Below are 16,497 nucleotides of genomic sequence, written 5' to 3'. Positions count from 1 at the left end.
GCATTATGACGAAGAGAGTACCTTCAGTTTCTGTTTCGTACGCTAGCAATGGCAGTTCTACCACGTCCAATGAACTGGGCATGCGGCCTATGCAAGAGCGTGTTTATGAGCGCCGAGGCGAGCAGTATCTGCTGATTAAGTCACCACCCGCATCCGGCAAAAGCCGCGCGCTCATGTTTATTGCGTTGGATAAGCTGCACAACCAGGGGCTGAAACAGGCCATTATCGTAGTGCCGGAAAAATCTATCGGCTCCAGCTTTAATGACGAGCCGCTCAGCAACTACGGCTTCTGGGCTGATTGGCAGGTAGAACCTAAATGGAACCTGTGCAACGCACCAGGCACGGACAATGGCGGCAAGGTCAAATCGTTAGGCGCTTTCCTCGAAAGCAGCGACAAAGTGTTGGTGTGTACCCACGCGACGTTCCGCTTTGCGATTGATCAGTTTGGGTTAGCGGCCTTTGATGACCGCTTAATCGCCGTAGATGAGTTCCACCACGTTTCGGCCAACCCGGATAACAAGCTGGGTGCTCATCTGGGCGGCTTTATCAATCGCGATAAGGTCCACATCGTCGCGATGACTGGCTCCTACTTCCGAGGCGACACCGAAGCGGTGTTGGCTCCGCAGGATGAGTCGCGCTTTGATACGGTGACTTACACCTATTACGAGCAGCTCAACGGTTACGAGTATCTCAAGCAGCTGGATATCGGCTACTACTTCTACTCAGGCTCCTATGCTGATGACATCCTCAAGGTGCTTGATCCTGCTGAGAAGACCATACTCCATATTCCCAATGTCAACTCTCGCGAGAGCTCTAAAGATAAGGTTCGCGAGGTTGAACACATCATCGAAGCGCTGGGGGAGTGGCAGGGGGCTGATCCGGCCACCGGTTTTCAACTGGTGAAAACGCCAGAAGGGCGGCTGCTTAAAATTGCTGATTTGGTAGATGATGATTCAACCAAACGTGAGCATGTATCGAGCGCATTGAAAGACCCTGCGCAGAAAAATAACCGTGAACATGTAGATATCATCATTGCCCTGGGCATGGCGAAAGAGGGCTTTGATTGGATTTGGTGTGAGCATGCGTTGACGGTGGGCTACCGTTCCAGCCTAACGGAGATTGTGCAGATCATCGGTCGCGCCACGCGGGATGCGCCGGGCAAGACACGGGCGCGCTTCACGAATTTGATCGCTGAGCCGGATGCGGCTGAACAGGCCGTAACCGAAGCCATTAACGATACCCTAAAAGCCATCGCTGCCAGCTTATTGATGGAGCAAGTGCTAGCACCGCGCTTTGAGTTCAAGCCAAAGCACCCCACCAGCGGCCCGCAAGAGGGGTTGGACTACGGTGATGAAGGCTATAATCCCAGCAAATGTAACGTAGGTGTTAACGAAGAAACTGGTAAATATCACATCGAAATCAAGGGGCTGGCAGAACCCAAAAGCGAAGAAGCGACCCGGATTTGCCAAGAAGACCTGAATGAAGTGATCACCGGTTTTGTGCAGGACAAGACCACCATTGAGCGTGGTTTGTTTGATGAAGAACTGGTGCCTGAAGAGCTCACCCAGGTACGCATGGGCAAGATCATCAAAGAGCGCTATCCCAATCTGGACGAGCAAGACCAAGAAGCCGTTCGCCAGCATGCCATCGCTGCGCTCAACCTCACCCAGCAGGCCAAGCAACTGCTAGCGGGTAGTGAGGCCGTCGATATTGGTAGCAATGAGCCAAGGCCTAACACCGCATTAATAGCAGGGGTCCGCAAGTTCGCCATGGACGTGCGGGAGCTCGATATTGATTTGATTGATCGCATCAACCCTTTCAGCGAGGCCTACGCGATTCTGGCCAAGAGCATGAGCGAAGACAGCTTGAAGCAAGTGGCTGCTGTCATCTCTGGCAAACGTACCAATCTGACGCCTGATGAAGCCAAAGAGCTGGCGATGAGAGCGGTCAAATTCAAGAAAGAGCGAGGGCGCTTGCCTTCTATCAGCTCCCAGGATGCTTGGGAAAAGCGCATGGCCGAAGGCGCTTCTGCATTCGTACGCTTTAAAGATGAGGGTCGTTATGACTGATCTGGACGACTTGCGCGCCGAGCTTGATGAGCTAGCTCAAGCCGAGAAAAAGAAAGGTCTTTCGACACGTGAAGAGCGCATTATTGCCGGGTTTGAAGAGATTCAGCGCTTTGTTGATCGGCATAGCCATGCCCCGCAGCATGGTGAAGACAACGATATTTTTGAGCGGCTCTATGCCGTGCGTCTTGATCGCATTCGTTCGCTTGAGGAATGCCGAACCTTGGTAGCGCCGCTTGATCATCAGGGCTTACTGGATGACGTCAGTATCAGCGAAATAGATGCGACAGAGACGATGGGTGATGACGCCTTACTTACTGAGCTTTCTGGGATTTCTGGGGCGTCTGAGCTAACCGAGCTAAAGCATGTGCGCTCAAGCGCCGAGAAACGGGCTGCTGAAGAGGTGGCAAATAGAGAGAAGTGCGAAGATTTTGCGACCTACCAGCCGCTGTTTGAGCACGTAGAAGACGAACTGAAAAGTGGGCTAAGAACCACGCGTCGCTTCGGTAAGAACGCCACTATCGAGGTCGGGCAGTGGTTCATCGTGGATGGACAGACGGCTTATGTGGCCGAGGAGGGTGAGGAGTTTGATTCACCCCAAGGCAAGAAAGATGCCCGCTTACGGGTGATTTTCTCCAACGGCACGGAAAGCAATCTACTGCGCTTATCGTTGGTAAGAGCGCTCTACAAAGACGAGGCCAGCCGCCGTATTACTGAGCCGGATGCCGGGCCTCTGTTTGCTGAACAACAGCCCATTGAAAACCGTTTCAGCGAAACCTGGGAAGACGACGACATCGAAAGCGGCACCATCTACGTGCTGCGAAGCCTCTCAGAGCACTCTTTTGTGGCTGAGCACCGGGAGCTGATCCACAAAATCGGCGTAACCGGTGGCAAGGTCGAAGCTCGTATCGCCAACGCCACTCATGATGCCACCTACTTACTGGCCGATGTTGAAGTAGTCGCTACTTACAAGCTGGCCGGTATCAACCGCCGCAAACTGGAAGCGCTCTTCCATCGCATCTTCGCCCCCGCACAGCTTGAGCTGACAATTCAAGACCGCTTCGGGCACCCGGTTAAACCACGCGAGTGGTTTTTGGTGCCATTGCATGTGATTGATGAGGCGGTAGAGCGGGTTCGTGATGGGTCGATTATGAGTGTGGTTTATGAGCCAGAAACTGCGCAGTTGATTAGCTGAACTAACAATAAAACAGGGGCAAAAGTTTATGAAGGCTGAGAATTGAGTGGAGCATTTTAGATATGGTTAAGAAGCTTTTGGAGGCCGACAAAAAGCAAATACCCTATGTGAAAGGTTTTTTGTTTTTTTATCCAATTCAAAAGCTTTGCGTATTGCTGAATGCCCCAACGGCTCCTAAGCATGGGTACGAAGAGGCGCGAAAGCTAAACCCTGGCTGGGTAACTTGGCGAACCTTTATAAAGTTTTTGAATCCTTCGCATATCAAGGGAATCAGGCCGAGCACCCAAGCTAAAATAGAGCGTATCCTAAAAGACAAGCCTGAATTAGAGGCGCTCCGCCAAGATCCACAAGAACTTGAATTTTTGTGGCAGCCTTATAATGAATGGTCTGCCTTGATTGCGAGCAAATGTCTTCATGAAACCGTCAGCAAGGAGTATTGGCAGTCTCGAGTCGATGCGGAACGAGATTTGATCAAAGAGTTGCTCAACACGGTGGGTGCTCATAATAAATTGCGGGTTTTATTGGCGTGTAACCTCGCCTCCGAGCCGGGGTGCTTACTGGCTCGACAAGACGTGGAAGGCCTACTGTCAATCGATCCGCCTAGTGGGGGCTTTGAGGCCTACCCTGAATTGATTCACTTCCGTCTGTGCGCTTTCTCGTCTATGTTGCTTCGCTTTGCTGCATGGCTAGCAGCCGAATGGGAATACTTGACTGGCAGCCATAAAGAGAGAGTGCCGCTTGAGACTCTCCTGCCGCAGTTCTGCCCTCAAGTAGGCGAGTGGAGCAACCCAGTCTCGTCCTTCCTGGATTACATCGCGGCCAATTCCGGTTGCCCACCTAATAGCACAACTAGCGCTTTTCTGGGCAAGTTGTGGGCAGAACATGAATACCTGAAAGACGTCGAGGGGAGCGGCCGCGGAGCAGACATATCTTCGAAGCAAAAGCTACTAAGAAATTGGATAGGGGAAGACAGTGGACGTCCCGAGCATTCCTCCATCGAGGGTTTCATCGAAGCAGTGGCTTATAGGCATGCTTTACTTGGCGATCATGCATTTAATGTTATAGCAAAAGGTTATGCTAAGGCCTTTATTTTTCTTGAAACATGTAGAGAGTTTAGAGCATTCCTTAGTATGTATGATGTGCCTAGACCCATGATTGAAGAGATATTTTCGGTATATGAAGCGGAGTATAGAAAAGCGTCACAGACTATAGCCGAAGCAGGGGGCGGCTAATTGCGGTCCCCCGCTTGTGTCGTAATTAGATTAGGTCTTCCCAATCATCCGGACGTTCGTCTTCTCCTCGAGACTGCCAGTATGCGTCGTTTTCGGGATCTAACTGTCGGCTGCGGTTGTCATCATCATGCTTGGCCATATGAGCCTCCTTGTTTGGGCCCGCCACCACGGCGGGCTTAGCTTATGTTGCTATAGGTGAGACGGAACACAGAGGAATTCGGTGGGGGAAAAACTCAAATTGGCCAAGTAACTTCTGACTCTAAACCCGGATGCTACTGAAGATGGTGTGACGTCGCAGACTGCTCGTAGCTCTTGATGGCTTTTTGAAGCTGGTTGCCTACATTACTCCAGCACTGCGCCATGCGCTGCGGGGGCGTACCTTTGGGCATGTGCTCGCTGTAGTTGCCAATTGGCCAAATTTCCATGACAGACCCGATCGCTCGAACTGTGCGATATTTCTTGATGCGAACTTGCATGAAGTGACTCCTTTGCCTGCCTCTACTGTGCCCAGTAAAGGCGTTTGCAATACGAGGCTCTCTTTTATTATGCGTTAGGGGATATTCAACCTCCAGTTGAATCCTCACTTTTTACATCGAGCCTCAGGTACGGCGTCTCGGTGAATCGACCCTATGTAGGCGGCAGCCAACTCACCAGCGTTCCCCCATGGCACCCTTTATGCATACCCCATTACATGGATTGATTCCTTTCCTTTAATACGCTTGGGCTCATCACCCAGCGGCGAGGGTGCCCATGCGCTCACTAACAATGCTCAGACCGGTCAAGTCGATCCTCCAAAGCGTGGCGCTTCTGCTGCTGGGCAACGGCCTACTCAACACGCTGCTCACGCTGCGCGGCACAAGCGAGGGGTTTTCGACCACGCTGTTGGGCATGGTGATGTCCGGGTATTTCGTGGGCTTTATTTGCGGCACCTGGATGAGCCGGCGGTTGATCAAGCGGATGGGCCATATCCGCACCTTTGGTTTTTGTGCCTCTATTTGCGCCACCATGGCGCTTTTGCATCTGGTCTTCATCAACCCTTGGGTGTGGCTGCCGCTGCGTATTATTTATGGGCTCTCGTTCATTACTCTGATTACGGTGATCGAAAGCTGGCTCAATAGCCAGGCGGCAAGCCACGAGCGGGGGCGCATCTTTGCCGTTTATATGGTGGTCAACCTGGGGGCGCTGGCGACGGCGCAGCAGTTTTTGCGGCTGTCATCGCCGGAGGGCTTTCTGCTGTTCGTGATGATCGCGATTTTGATCAGTTGGGCTGTGCTGCCGATTACGCTGACGCGCCGCGTGCAGCCGAAGATCTCCGAGCGGCCGAAAAGCAGCCTGCGGGCGCTTTTGGGGTTTGCGCCGCTGGCGGTGGCGTCCGCGGCGCTCTCCGGGCTTGCCATGGGGGCGTTTTGGTCGATGACGCCGATCTACGCGACCCATTTGGGGTTCGATATCGCCGGGGTGGGGCTGGTGATGAGTACGGCCATCGTCGGTGGGGCGCTTTTGCAGATTCCCATCGGGCGTTTTTCCGATCAGCATGACCGGCCACTGGTGTTGATTTGGGTAGTACTGAGCGCGGCGCTGGTGGCGGCGGCCATACCCTTTGCGCCCAGTCATAACGTGCTCCTGGCGCTCTACTTCTTGTGGGGCGGGCTGGCGTTTTCGCTCTACCCGCTGGCGGTGGCGCAGTTGATCGACCAGCTCCACCCGGATGAGATCGTCGCGGGCTCGGCGGATATGCTGGTGATGCACGGCGCCGGCTGCGCGGTAGCCCCCTTGGCGGCGGGCTCGCTGATGCACGCGGTGGGCGATCACGGCTTGCCGCTCTATATTGCCTGCGTCTTCACTTTGCTGGGCGTGTATGCGATCTATCGTCGGCGCCGGGTGCGGGCATTGAAAACTCATACCGCCCACTTCGAGCCGATGGTGCAGAGCAGTGCCGAGGTGCTGGGCATGATGTTCGACGCCGTGCAGCCGGACCTCTTCGATGACCCGAGCTTTTATGAGGAGCACGAGCGCCGGCGGCTGGCGGATATCTTTCATGCCGGTAGCCGAAGGTGAGGGCAGGGAAGTAGGCCCGTTGGTGCTCTCGATAAAGCCGGGAGACTGGCGGGCGTTTGATCGTGCAACGCCTTGTTCCGGCAAAGCGGCTTGAGTCGGCCTCGATATTGTGATTGTGAATAATAATCCGTATCATTCAGCTTTTCTGACCGCCCATTTTGCTCTTTAATGAGACTGCCCTCATGCTTCGACCTCCGTTTGCAGCCGCACCGTTATCGTTTGCCGTTCGCCGTTCAATGCTCATCTCGTTGGGAAGTGCGCTGAGCATGGCGCCCCTGGCCGCACTGGCCCAAGAGGAAACGGTGGATATGGGCACGACGGTGGTCACCGCCACCGCGCTCAAGGTCGCAACGCCGGATATCGAAACCCCGCGGGCGATCTCCACGGTCAGTGAGCAGGAGCTCGAAGATCGTGGCGTCAACAAGTACGACGAAACCTTCCAATACCGCTCTGGTGTCACCTCGCAGCCCTACGGCAACGACAACAACGCGGACTGGTTCTTCCTGCGCGGCTTTAGTGCGGAAAACGCCACTTACCAGGACGGCCTGCGCCTGTTTCGTACCGGCGGCTACTTCTGGTGGATGAACGAAACCTTTGGCCTGGAGCGGGTCGATCTCTTGAAGGGCCCGGCGTCGATTCTTTACGGCGAGGCGCCTCCCGGCGGTGTGATCAACGCGATCAGCAAGCGCCCGACGGATGAGCCCCAAGGCAACATCACCGTAGAGGCGGGCAACGACGGTCACCGCCAGGTGGGCATCGACGTGTCCGGCCCGGTCGGCGAGCGTGACGATATGCGTTATCGCACCGTGGCGCTTTATCGTGACCAGGACGGCGAGCTCAACGGCAGCGAGAAAGAGCGCTACTACTTCGCGCCGAGCCTGGCTGTGGATTTTAGCGACGACACCACGGTCACGTTTTTGGCCAGCGTCCAGAAAGATGAAGGCACCCCCACCTCGGGCTTCTTCCCCGCTTTTGGCACGGTGAACGACTCGCCCTTTGGCAAGATCGACCGCGATACCAACTACGGCCAGCCCGATTACGACCATCTGGATCAGCGCCAGGTAGCGCTGGGTTACGAGCTTGAACACCAGATCAACGATACCTGGGAGTTTCAGCAGAACGCGCGCTACACCAATCTCGATCTCGAGCTTAGAAACGTCTACCCCAACTCCTACGTGACGCCGCCGCGGGGTATCTCGCGGGGCGTGATCGACCGCGACGGCGAGTACGACGGCTTCACGATCGACAACCGCCTGATCGCGCGCACCTATACCGAAAACACCGAAAACACGCTGCTGTTCGGCGCGGACTACCAAAAGCTCGATTTGAACTACACCAACCGCGACAGCTTCCGCACCGCCGGGGACGGCTCGTCGCTGTTCTCCAATATCGACACCGTGGATCTCTACAACCCGGACTACGCCTCGTTTAGCGCGCCGGATACCGGCGACCCCACCGAGCACGATGTCGACCGCCGCCAGCTCGGCTTTTACGTGCAGGACCAGCTGCGCGTGGCGGACAGCTGGGTATTTTTGGCCGGGGCCCGTTACGACAATGTCGACAGCAGCGACGATTTCTCGGATGCCACCGGCCGTTCCAGCGAAGGCTATGACGACGAGCAGCTCTCGCTGACCGCCGGCGCCATGTACCTGGGCGATAACGGCGTTTCGCCCTACGTAAGCTACAGCGAATCCTTTACGCCGGTGGCGGGCATCGGCCCGAGCGGCTCAAGCTACGAGCCGCTGGAAGGCCGCCAGCTAGAGGCGGGGGTTAAAATCGCGCCCTTCGATGTCGACGGCTACGTCACCATTGCCGCCTTCGATATCAAGGAAAGCAATACGCTGATTTCCACCGATGCCCCGGTGCAGGAACAAGCGGGCGAGCGCCGCTCCAACGGTTTTGAAGTAGAGGGCGTGGGTTACCTGACCGATGAACTACAGCTGACCGCCGCCTACACCTACACCGACGCGCGCTATGACGAAAGCGACGACCAGCAGGACGAGCGCGTGCCGCTGATTCCGCGCCACTCGGCTTCCGCGTGGCTGGGTTACGACATGAGCCGGGCGCTGCCGGGTCTGTCGATTGGCGCTGGCGTGCGTTATTTGGGCGAAAGCGAAGCCAGCCCCGGCAGCAGCGTCGAAGGCAACGTCTCCTCGACCACGCTTTATGACGCCATGGCCCGTTATGAGATCGACGAGAACTGGTCCGCCCAGGTGAACGTTAAAAACCTCACTGATAAAGAGTACGTCAGCGGCTGCGATTTCTACTGCTACTACGGCGACTCGCGAAGCGTGATCGGAAGCGTCAGCTACCGCTGGTAAGCCCAACGCCCGCCATCAAGCGCAAAAAGCCCGGCACGCCGGGCTTTTTTTATGCAAGTCGCAAGGCCTTAGGCCTGAAGGGCCTGGCCGTCGAGGTGAGTGGCTCGCCACACCAGGCTTTCGGTGGGCCCTTGATCGAGATCGGCGCAGGAATCGACACGCATCAGCGGCGTAGCCTGACAGTGTACCTGGGCCTCACTTTGCGCGCCTTGCTGCTCGCAGCGCCAGCGCAGGGTGCGTTCATGCTCGCCGCCGCTTTCGTCCAGCAGGGTAAGTTGGGGCTGGGAGGCCTGCGTGCTCAAACGCTCGAGCAGCGCAAGCTCGGCGCTTTGTTGGGCGGGGGTAAGCTGCGAGCCACCCCGGTAGCCGGGTAGAAAGCGCAAGCCGTTGGCTTCGGTTTGCAGAAAATCCAGCGTTTGCTCCGGGGTGATGCGCCCGTATTTGCGCGCGTTGGGCAGCAGGATAACGCTGGCAGCCAGGCGGCAACCGCCCAGGTGGCTGCTCTCCCATACGTCAAAGGGCAGATGATGCTCGGCAACGGTGTGCGCTAGCGCCTTGAAGGTTTTATAGCCGTATTTGGCGCAGCATTTATCCTTTTTACCGTGGGTGCAGCAGAGTATGAGGTCATGCACGGGCGGGGCCTGCTCCCACCGTTCAAGCGAGTCGGCGTTCTGCCACGCGGCCAAAAACAGCGTCAGCTCATCTCGCGCGACGCTAAAACGTTGCCTTTCGGGCATTAAAAAGACCGTATGCCGAGTGGCGTCCTGGCCCTGACGGTGGATGAGATTGACCCGCCGCCCGTTGCCCGCCATTTGGTCGAGCATCTCGACCAGCGTATCGCTCATATCGTTTGCGTGGCGCAGGTTGCGCTGCCATTTGGCGCGCGGCCAGCTCAGCAGCAGGTTGCGCTCGGCGTGGGCGGCGCTACCCGCGAGTGGGTCGCTCTGCTCACGGCTTAAGTCAGCGCAGAAAGTCTGTTTCATGAGGCGCGCCTCGTCGCTTGCAGGCTAGCGGCGCCGCGCCCTTTGCGCGGTACACAAAGGGGGCGGCCGCTTTCCGGGTCAAAAAGGATTTGGGCATCGAGGTTGAACACGCGCTCGAGATTTTCCGCCGTAAACACCTGGCCGGGCGCGCCACTGGTGATGATTTGCCCGTCGCGCATCAGCACCAGGTGGTCGGCGTAGGCGGCGGCCAGGTTCAGGTCGTGAAGCACCAGCAGCAGCGTGCGATTTTTTTCGTGGGCCAGCCGGGAAAGTAGCTCGAGCAGGTCGACCTGCACCTTCAAGTCCAGAAAGGTGGTGGGCTCGTCGAGCAAAATCAGATCGGTTTGCTGGGCCAGTACCATGGCAATCCAGCAGCGCTGGCGCTGGCCGCCGGAGAGCGCATCCACACTGCGCTCGGCGAATTCGCCGACATTGGTGTAGGCCATGGCCTCGTCAACCGCTGCGCTGTCCAGGCGCGTGTTTTTTTGCCAAAGCCCCTGGTGCGGAAAACGGCCCATACCGACCAGTTGTTTGACCGTTAGCCCCTCCGGCGCCACCGGCCCCTGGGGCAAAATGCCCAGCCGCTTGGCGACATCGCGGGTATTGCTGCGGTGAATGTCCTTGCCGTCCAGGTAGACGTGGCCGGCGGTGGGGCTAAGCGTGCGGGCAAGCGTTTTGAGAAGAGTCGACTTGCCGCAACCGTTGGGCCCCAGCAGCACGGTAAGCCGACCCTCTTCGACGGCGATATCGACTCCCTTCAAAACCGGTGCAGCCTCGTAGCCAACGTGTAAATCGTCGCCGGTCAGGCGCGGCTCAAGAGCAGGTGAAGAAGGCATTCGCGGGCTCATCGGGTGATCAGGATAGCCAGACCCTAAGGCAAAATATTCTCATTTTCAATGGTAACCCTCGTTGCTCGGGGCGGGCAGTGGCGAGGTATCAAAAGCGGAGCGTCATTGACCGGAAATTATTTTCGATTTTAGCCGAACGTGGTGTTCCATTTTGCGCATAACGAAGGCCTAATATGCGTAATACAATCATTCTCATTTGTAAGCGTGTTTTAGTTGGGCGCGCGTTCGAGCAGAAGGAAACTACACAGTGCAGGTCAAAAAACGCTTGGTAATGTGGCCAACCGTCACGCTGGCAGGGCTGGTCGCAGCTACTCAGGGCTACGCCCAACAAACGGTGACCGACCAGACCGCAACGGGGCGCGCCAACGCTGAACAGCCCATGGTGGTGACCGCTTCGCGCACCAGTGCCACCCCGCAAGACTCGCCGCAAACGGTGCGTATCATCAGCGAAGAAGAGATCGGCCAGCAGCGCCAGTTCTCGAGCGACTCCTCGCAGATACTCAGCAACCTGCTGCCGTCCTACTCGCCCAGCCGCCAAAAGATGAGCGGCAGCGGCGAAACCCTGAGAGGCCGCACGCCGCTGATATTGATCGACGGCATTCCCCAGTCCAACCCGCTGCGCCCGACCGGGCGTGAAGCGCACGCCATCGATTTTTCGATGGTCGAGCAGATCGAGGTGATCCAGGGCGCCAATGCCACCAACGGTGTCGGGGCGGCGGGCGGTGTGATCAATCTGGTCACCAAGCGTCCCGAGCCCGGCTCGTTCAATCAGCACGTGGAAGCGCAGATCACCACGCCCACCCGCGAGCTCGACAGCGATACGCTGAGCTATAAAACCAGCTACGGCGTGAGCGGCAATAGCGGCGATGTCGACTACCTGTTTTCGGCAAGCCATGAAGACCAGGGGCTATTTCTGGATGGTAACGGTGACGCGGTCGGGGTGGATAACACCCAGGGCGATCTGATGGATTCTCGCTCTTTCGATATTCTGGGCAAGCTGGCCTACTGGGTGGATGACGACCAGCGCCTGCAGTTCAGCGTCAACCACTACAACATCGAAGGGCATAACGATTACGTGAGCGTGACCGGCGACCGCGCGGGCGGCGTGGTCACGACCTCTGAGCGCGGTACGCCAGAAGGCGATGCGCCCTACAACCGGGTGTGGACGACCGGGCTTGGCTACGACCACTATGACCTGGCCGGCATGCACCTAAGCGCCCAGGTGTTCTACCAGGACTACGAAGCGCTGTTTGGAGCCACCGACTCCGCCACCTTCCAGGACGCCAGCATCGCCCCGATCGGCACGTTTTATGACCAGACCATGGCCGCCACCAGCAAGTGGGGTACCAAGGTGTCGCTCACCAGGGATGATTTTTGGGAGGAGCGCCTGAAGCTTACCGTCGGCTTCGATACCCTGTTCGATGAAACCGAGCAGTATCTATACCAGAGCGATCGCACCTACGTGCCGCAAACCGACTACACCGATCTATCGCCGTTCGTTCAGGCCGATGTGCGCCCGGTCGAGTCGCTGCTGCTCTCCTTCGGGGCGCGCTATGAGTATGCCAAGCTCGATATCGACGACTACCAAACGGTGGCCGCCAATAACGGCGTGGCGGTCGAAGGCGGCTCGCCAAGCTTCAACGAAACGCTCTATAACCTGGGCGCGGTTTGGAATCCGGTCGATCACTGGAGCCTGTTTGCCAATTATTCCGAAGGCTTCTCGATCCCCGACGTAGGCCGTGCCTTGAGGGGAATCAGCACGCCCAACCAGTCCGTGGGCAGCATCGACAACCTAAGCCCGGTCGTGACCGATAATGTCGAAACCGGGGTGCGTTTCGAAAACGACCGGTTGGCGGCGGAGCTTAGCTATTACCAGTCGTCGTCGGACTTTGGCAGCCGCCTGACCGAAGTGGACGATGTGTTCTACATGCAGCGCCAGGAAACCGAGATCAAGGGCTTCGAGGCCTCGGTCGACTATCAGTTCACCGATCGGCATTCGGCTCGTGTGGCCTACTCGCGGATGAAAGGGCGCTATGACAGCAACGAAGACGGAAACCTGGACGCCAAACTGTCCGGGCTGGATGTTTCGCCGGATCGTATGACGGCTCGCTGGTCGGCCAACTGGACCGACGATCTTTCGACCTTCGTACAGGCCAACTACGCCTTCGATAAAACCTTCGACGAAGCCGACCGCGAGTTCGATGGTTATCTATTGATGGACGCCGCCCTGGGCTACCAACTGCCGGTCGGCCAGGTGAATGTAGGCGTGGCTAACCTGCTGGACGAGCAGTACGTCACCTACTATTCGCAAAGTGCGCTGGTCAACGACGAGCGCTACTTTGCCGGGCGTGGCCGCACGCTGACGCTAGGCTACCGGCTGGATTTCTAACGGCTGAATGTCTAACGGTTAGCGCGGCTTGTATCCCTGACGTTTAGCGCATCTTGTATAGCAGGAAGACGAAAAACGGCGCGCCGATGCCGGCCACGAAGATACCGGCGGGCAAGTCCTTGGGAAGAAAGGCCACCCGGCCTAAAAGGTCGGCGTAGAGCACGATCAACGCGCCGACCAGCGCCGAGGCGGGGATGAGCTTTGCCAGTTTATGCCCCACCAGCCTGGCCGCCAGGTGGGGCGCAATCAGGCCGACAAAGCTCAAGCCCCCGGCAAACGCCACCGCCGCGCCTGCCAGCACCACGCTACAGGCCAATAGCGCCAGCCGGCTTTTTATGATCGCCACCCCCAGCCCCTGCGCCACGCCATCGCCCAGCGCCATGACGTCGGCGTGACGGGCCAACGCCAGGCAAACGGGCAGCGTCACCACCAGCCACGCCAGCATCCCCAGGGTATCCTTCCACTGCGCGGCGTAAAGACTCCCGGTCAACCAGACGTAGGCCGCCATCGCACTGGAATCGTCGCTCATCACGATCAATAGCGTGGTGGCCGCGCCCATCGCCGCCGCCAAACCGATACCCACCAGCACCATGCGCGAAGGGTTCAGGCCGTTTCTCCAGGCAAGGCTTGAGACCAGTAGCGCCGACACCAGCGCCCCGAGCATCGCCGCCAAGGGGAGTAATTGAATGCTTAACGTCGTGCTCGAGAGCGTCAGAAACAGCACCGCGGCAAAGGCGGCGCCGCTGGTAATGCCAATGACATCCGGCGAGGCCAAGGGGTTGCGCACGATACGCTGAAGAATCGCCCCGGCGATGGCCAGCGCCGCACCAACCAGCATCGCAAGCGCAATGCGCGGCAGGCGCAATTCCCAAACGATAAAAGCGATATCGCTACTCGAAGGTGCGGTCAGGGCGCGCAGTACCTGGCGTAGTGATGTGGGAAAACTGCCCAGACATAGCGAATGCAGCGCGCTTGCCGCCAGAAAACAACTCAACAGCAGCAGCCATCGCGAAAAGGAGAGGGCGTGCGGGGCGGCGCGCTCGGCGCTACACGAAATGCCTGCTTTCATCGCGCCGTCAGCCTGCGTCGCGCCAGGTAAATAAAGAAGGGCGTGCCGATCAGCGCGGTCATGACGCCCACCGGGATCTCCTGGGGCGGTATCAAAAAGCGCGCGGCGACATCGGCCAGCAGCAGCAAGGCGCCCCCCAGCAGGGCACAGGCGGGCAGCAGCCAGCGGTGGTCGATACCGAACAGCCCGCGCGCCATGTGCGGCACGATCAGCCCCACAAAGCCGATCATACCGGCCAGCGCCACCGAAGTGCCCGCCAGCACGATCACACAAAGCCCCAGTAGCAGCTTCAGGGTGTTGGCCTGCAGCCCCAGCTGGGTGACCATGTCGTCATCCAGCAGCAGCGCATTGGCGCGCCCGGCCAGCATCGCGCTCAGCACGAAGCCCGCGAAAAATAGCGGCAACAGCGGGGCAATAAGCGCAAGATCGCGCCCGGCCACCGAGCCTGCCAGCCAGTAAAGCACGCTCTCGAAGCTTTGCTGGTCGATCACCAAAAGCCCCTGGCTGAACGAAACGAACAGCGCCGTGACCGCCACGCCGGCCAGCACCACGCGCAGCGGCGAAAACTCGCCCTGGCGGCCGCGGCTTAGCAAAATCACAAGCCCCGCGGCGACCAGCGCCCCGAGTAGCGCGGCCCCCACATAGTGCACCGGGGCGTGCAGCGGGAGTAGCGATACCGACACCACCACAAAGAACATCGCCCCGGCGTTGATGCCCAAAATGCCCGGCGAGGCGAGCGGGTTGCGCGTCATGGTCTGCATCAGTGCCCCGGCGGTCGCCAGGCTTGCGCCCACCAGGGTGGCCACCACGGCGCGGGGCAGGCGCTCGGTCAGTAAAATGATCTGGTCGACCTGGCCCGGGTCGTAGTGCAGCAGCGCACTCCAGAGAGTCCCCCACGCAATAGACGTCGTACCCAGCATGACGCTCGATATAAACGCGAGCAGCAGAATACCCGCGCCGCCCAGCAGGCCGATGAGTTTGCTCGACCTGCGCCTCAACACGGCGGGCCTTCCCGCGCTTCAGCGCCCAACGCCAAACATGCCTGAGGGCTTGCGAGAGTGAGTTCGTAGTGGCGGTAAAGGTCATCGAGCATGGCGTTGGCGGCCAGGATGCCGCCGCCCATCATCCAGCTCACCGGGTCCGCCTCGAACACGCGTTGATGGCGCACCGAACTCAGTCGCTGCCAGAGCGGGTGAGCGCGCCAACGCCGGTAGTTGGCTGCTATGGCCGGGTCATCCGGCTCGAGCAGCACGAACATCACGTCGGCCTCCAGCACCGGAATGTTTTCGCTGTTGGTAAGCTTCATGCCCCAGCCCTGGGTTTGCAGCGTATCCGGCTGCTCGAAGCCCAGCTCGTCGAGAATCGAGCCTGCAAAGCCGCTGGTGTAGATGCGCAGATGGTCGCTTTTAAAGCGCACCACGGCCGCGCTCAAAGGCCACTGCTCGCCAAGCTTCGTCGCCATCTGCTGGCGGAAATCGGCGACGCGCGCATCCCACTGCTGTAGAAGCCTTTCGGCTTGGGCCTCGCGCCCGGTGGCATCGGCTACCAGCATGAGCGTGGTTTTGAAATCAAACACCGTGGGGGCGAATACCGTCGGTGCTATAGCGCGTAGCAGCGGCGCGACGCGCGCGTGACGAAAGTCGCTGGCGATCACCCGATCCGGCGCAAGCCAGGCGATTTTTTCCAGGTTGGGCTGGGTCTCGAGCCCCACGTGTTCTACATCGCTCAACGCATCACGCAGGTAGCGGTACATGGGGGGCTCGAGCCAGGAATCGACCACGCCAATGGGGGGCACGCCTAAAGCGACGGCGCTATCGGTGGCGCCCTGGTAAAGCGTCACGATGCGCGGCGTAGCATCCTCTGTCGGTTCGGCGGCCAACGAAGGGGCACAGCAAAACGCTACGAGCAGCAGCCCGCCACACAAGGCAAGTAGCCGCTGGCGCTGAAAGCGGCCGCTATGACAACGCTGTGTGTTGGCCACGAAGGGTATCCGAGCAAAAAAAGCGATGTTGGCACGCGCTAGAAGAGAATGCAAAGCGTTATCGATTCTGCGGTGTCGGGCGCCTCTATCGGGCGCAAACATGGAGACGTAAAAGGCCAGCGACCTCGGCGTGTTGTTTAGCGAACCCAGACATTAAGCCGCTTTTCAAAGTGTTGGGCGTCCTCACTGCTCGAGGGCTGGGGATCACTTCGTATCGAGCCCTAAAACGGATGCTAGACCTCGTTATAGGGCCATTGATGGGGTCAATTCCGCTTATAACTAATAGTGTCGGTGTGGCGCGACTAAGGTATAATATGCGCCGATTAATAGCGTGTTAAGACGTAATCGGCACGCT

General features: G+C 58.4%; 12 protein-coding genes. 6 read left to right on the top strand and 6 right to left on the bottom strand.

Going from position 1 to position 16,497, the window contains the following annotated elements:
* The first annotated feature begins 5 nt into the window (after window positions 1–5).
* From ACWHVV_RS13235 to ACWHVV_RS13225, 3 genes are all read left to right on the top strand, one after another.
* Window positions 6–2,069, top strand: a complete 2,064-nt coding sequence (locus ACWHVV_RS13235; protein ID WP_447926658.1) for a DEAD/DEAH box helicase — start codon at window positions 6–8, stop codon at window positions 2,067–2,069.
* Window positions 2,062–3,261 carry a GIY-YIG nuclease family protein gene (locus ACWHVV_RS13230; protein ID WP_447926657.1) on the top strand — a complete coding sequence of 400 codons (1,200 nt, stop codon included), beginning with the start codon at window positions 2,062–2,064 and terminating at the stop codon, window positions 3,259–3,261. The genes ACWHVV_RS13235 and ACWHVV_RS13230 overlap by 8 nt, the downstream gene beginning before the upstream one ends.
* 62 nt (window positions 3,262–3,323) lie before the next feature.
* Entirely contained in the window at window positions 3,324–4,493 is a 1,170-nt protein-coding gene (locus tag ACWHVV_RS13225; protein WP_447926656.1) for a hypothetical protein, read from the top strand.
* Window positions 4,494–4,765: 272 nt separating this feature from the next.
* Here ACWHVV_RS13225 and ACWHVV_RS13220 read toward each other — a convergent pair whose 3' ends face one another.
* Entirely contained in the window at window positions 4,766–4,969 is a 204-nt protein-coding gene (locus ACWHVV_RS13220) for a hypothetical protein (RefSeq protein WP_447926655.1), read from the bottom strand.
* 274 nt (window positions 4,970–5,243) lie between these two features.
* Here ACWHVV_RS13220 and ACWHVV_RS13215 point away from each other — a divergent pair, with 274 nt between their 5' ends.
* Complete coding sequence (locus ACWHVV_RS13215) at window positions 5,244–6,551, top strand: MFS transporter (RefSeq protein WP_447926654.1); 1,308 nt, start codon at window positions 5,244–5,246, stop codon at window positions 6,549–6,551.
* Between the two features lie 182 nt (window positions 6,552–6,733).
* On the top strand, window positions 6,734–8,872 hold the full coding sequence (locus tag ACWHVV_RS13210; protein ID WP_447926653.1) for a TonB-dependent siderophore receptor: 2,139 nt from the start codon (window positions 6,734–6,736) through the stop codon (window positions 8,870–8,872).
* A 68-nt stretch (window positions 8,873–8,940) separates the two neighbouring features.
* Here ACWHVV_RS13210 and ACWHVV_RS13205 read toward each other — a convergent pair whose 3' ends face one another.
* Window positions 8,941–9,855 carry a sucrase ferredoxin gene (locus ACWHVV_RS13205; RefSeq protein ID WP_447926652.1) on the bottom strand — a complete coding sequence of 305 codons (915 nt, stop codon included), beginning with the start codon at window positions 9,853–9,855 and terminating at the stop codon, window positions 8,941–8,943.
* Window positions 9,852–10,691: an ABC transporter ATP-binding protein gene (locus ACWHVV_RS13200; protein ID WP_447926651.1), complete on the bottom strand. Its 840-nt coding sequence runs from the start codon at window positions 10,689–10,691 to the stop codon at window positions 9,852–9,854. The genes ACWHVV_RS13205 and ACWHVV_RS13200 overlap by 4 nt, the downstream gene beginning before the upstream one ends.
* A 259-nt stretch (window positions 10,692–10,950) precedes the next feature.
* Between ACWHVV_RS13200 and ACWHVV_RS13195 the strand changes: the two genes are divergently transcribed.
* Entirely contained in the window at window positions 10,951–13,092 is a 2,142-nt protein-coding gene (locus tag ACWHVV_RS13195) for a TonB-dependent receptor (RefSeq protein WP_447926650.1), read from the top strand.
* A 43-nt stretch (window positions 13,093–13,135) separates the two neighbouring features.
* Here the strand turns inward: ACWHVV_RS13195 and ACWHVV_RS13190 are convergent, their stop codons facing one another.
* Genes ACWHVV_RS13190 through ACWHVV_RS13180 form a run of 3 tightly spaced genes read right to left on the bottom strand, consistent with a single transcriptional unit; the run spans window position 13,136 to window position 16,073 of the window.
* Entirely contained in the window at window positions 13,136–14,161 is a 1,026-nt protein-coding gene (locus ACWHVV_RS13190; RefSeq protein WP_447926649.1) for a FecCD family ABC transporter permease, read from the bottom strand.
* Window positions 14,158–15,162, bottom strand: coding sequence for a FecCD family ABC transporter permease (locus ACWHVV_RS13185; RefSeq protein WP_447926648.1), 1,005 nt, complete (start codon window positions 15,160–15,162; stop codon window positions 14,158–14,160). The genes ACWHVV_RS13190 and ACWHVV_RS13185 overlap by 4 nt, the downstream gene beginning before the upstream one ends.
* Complete coding sequence (locus tag ACWHVV_RS13180) at window positions 15,156–16,073, bottom strand: ABC transporter substrate-binding protein (protein ID WP_447929152.1); 918 nt, start codon at window positions 16,071–16,073, stop codon at window positions 15,156–15,158. The genes ACWHVV_RS13185 and ACWHVV_RS13180 overlap by 7 nt, the downstream gene beginning before the upstream one ends.
* Window positions 16,074–16,497: the final 424 nt, after the last annotated feature.

Source organism: Vreelandella sp. EE27, from assembly GCF_968206495.1.
This window is presented reverse-complemented; position numbering and strand designations above follow the sequence as displayed.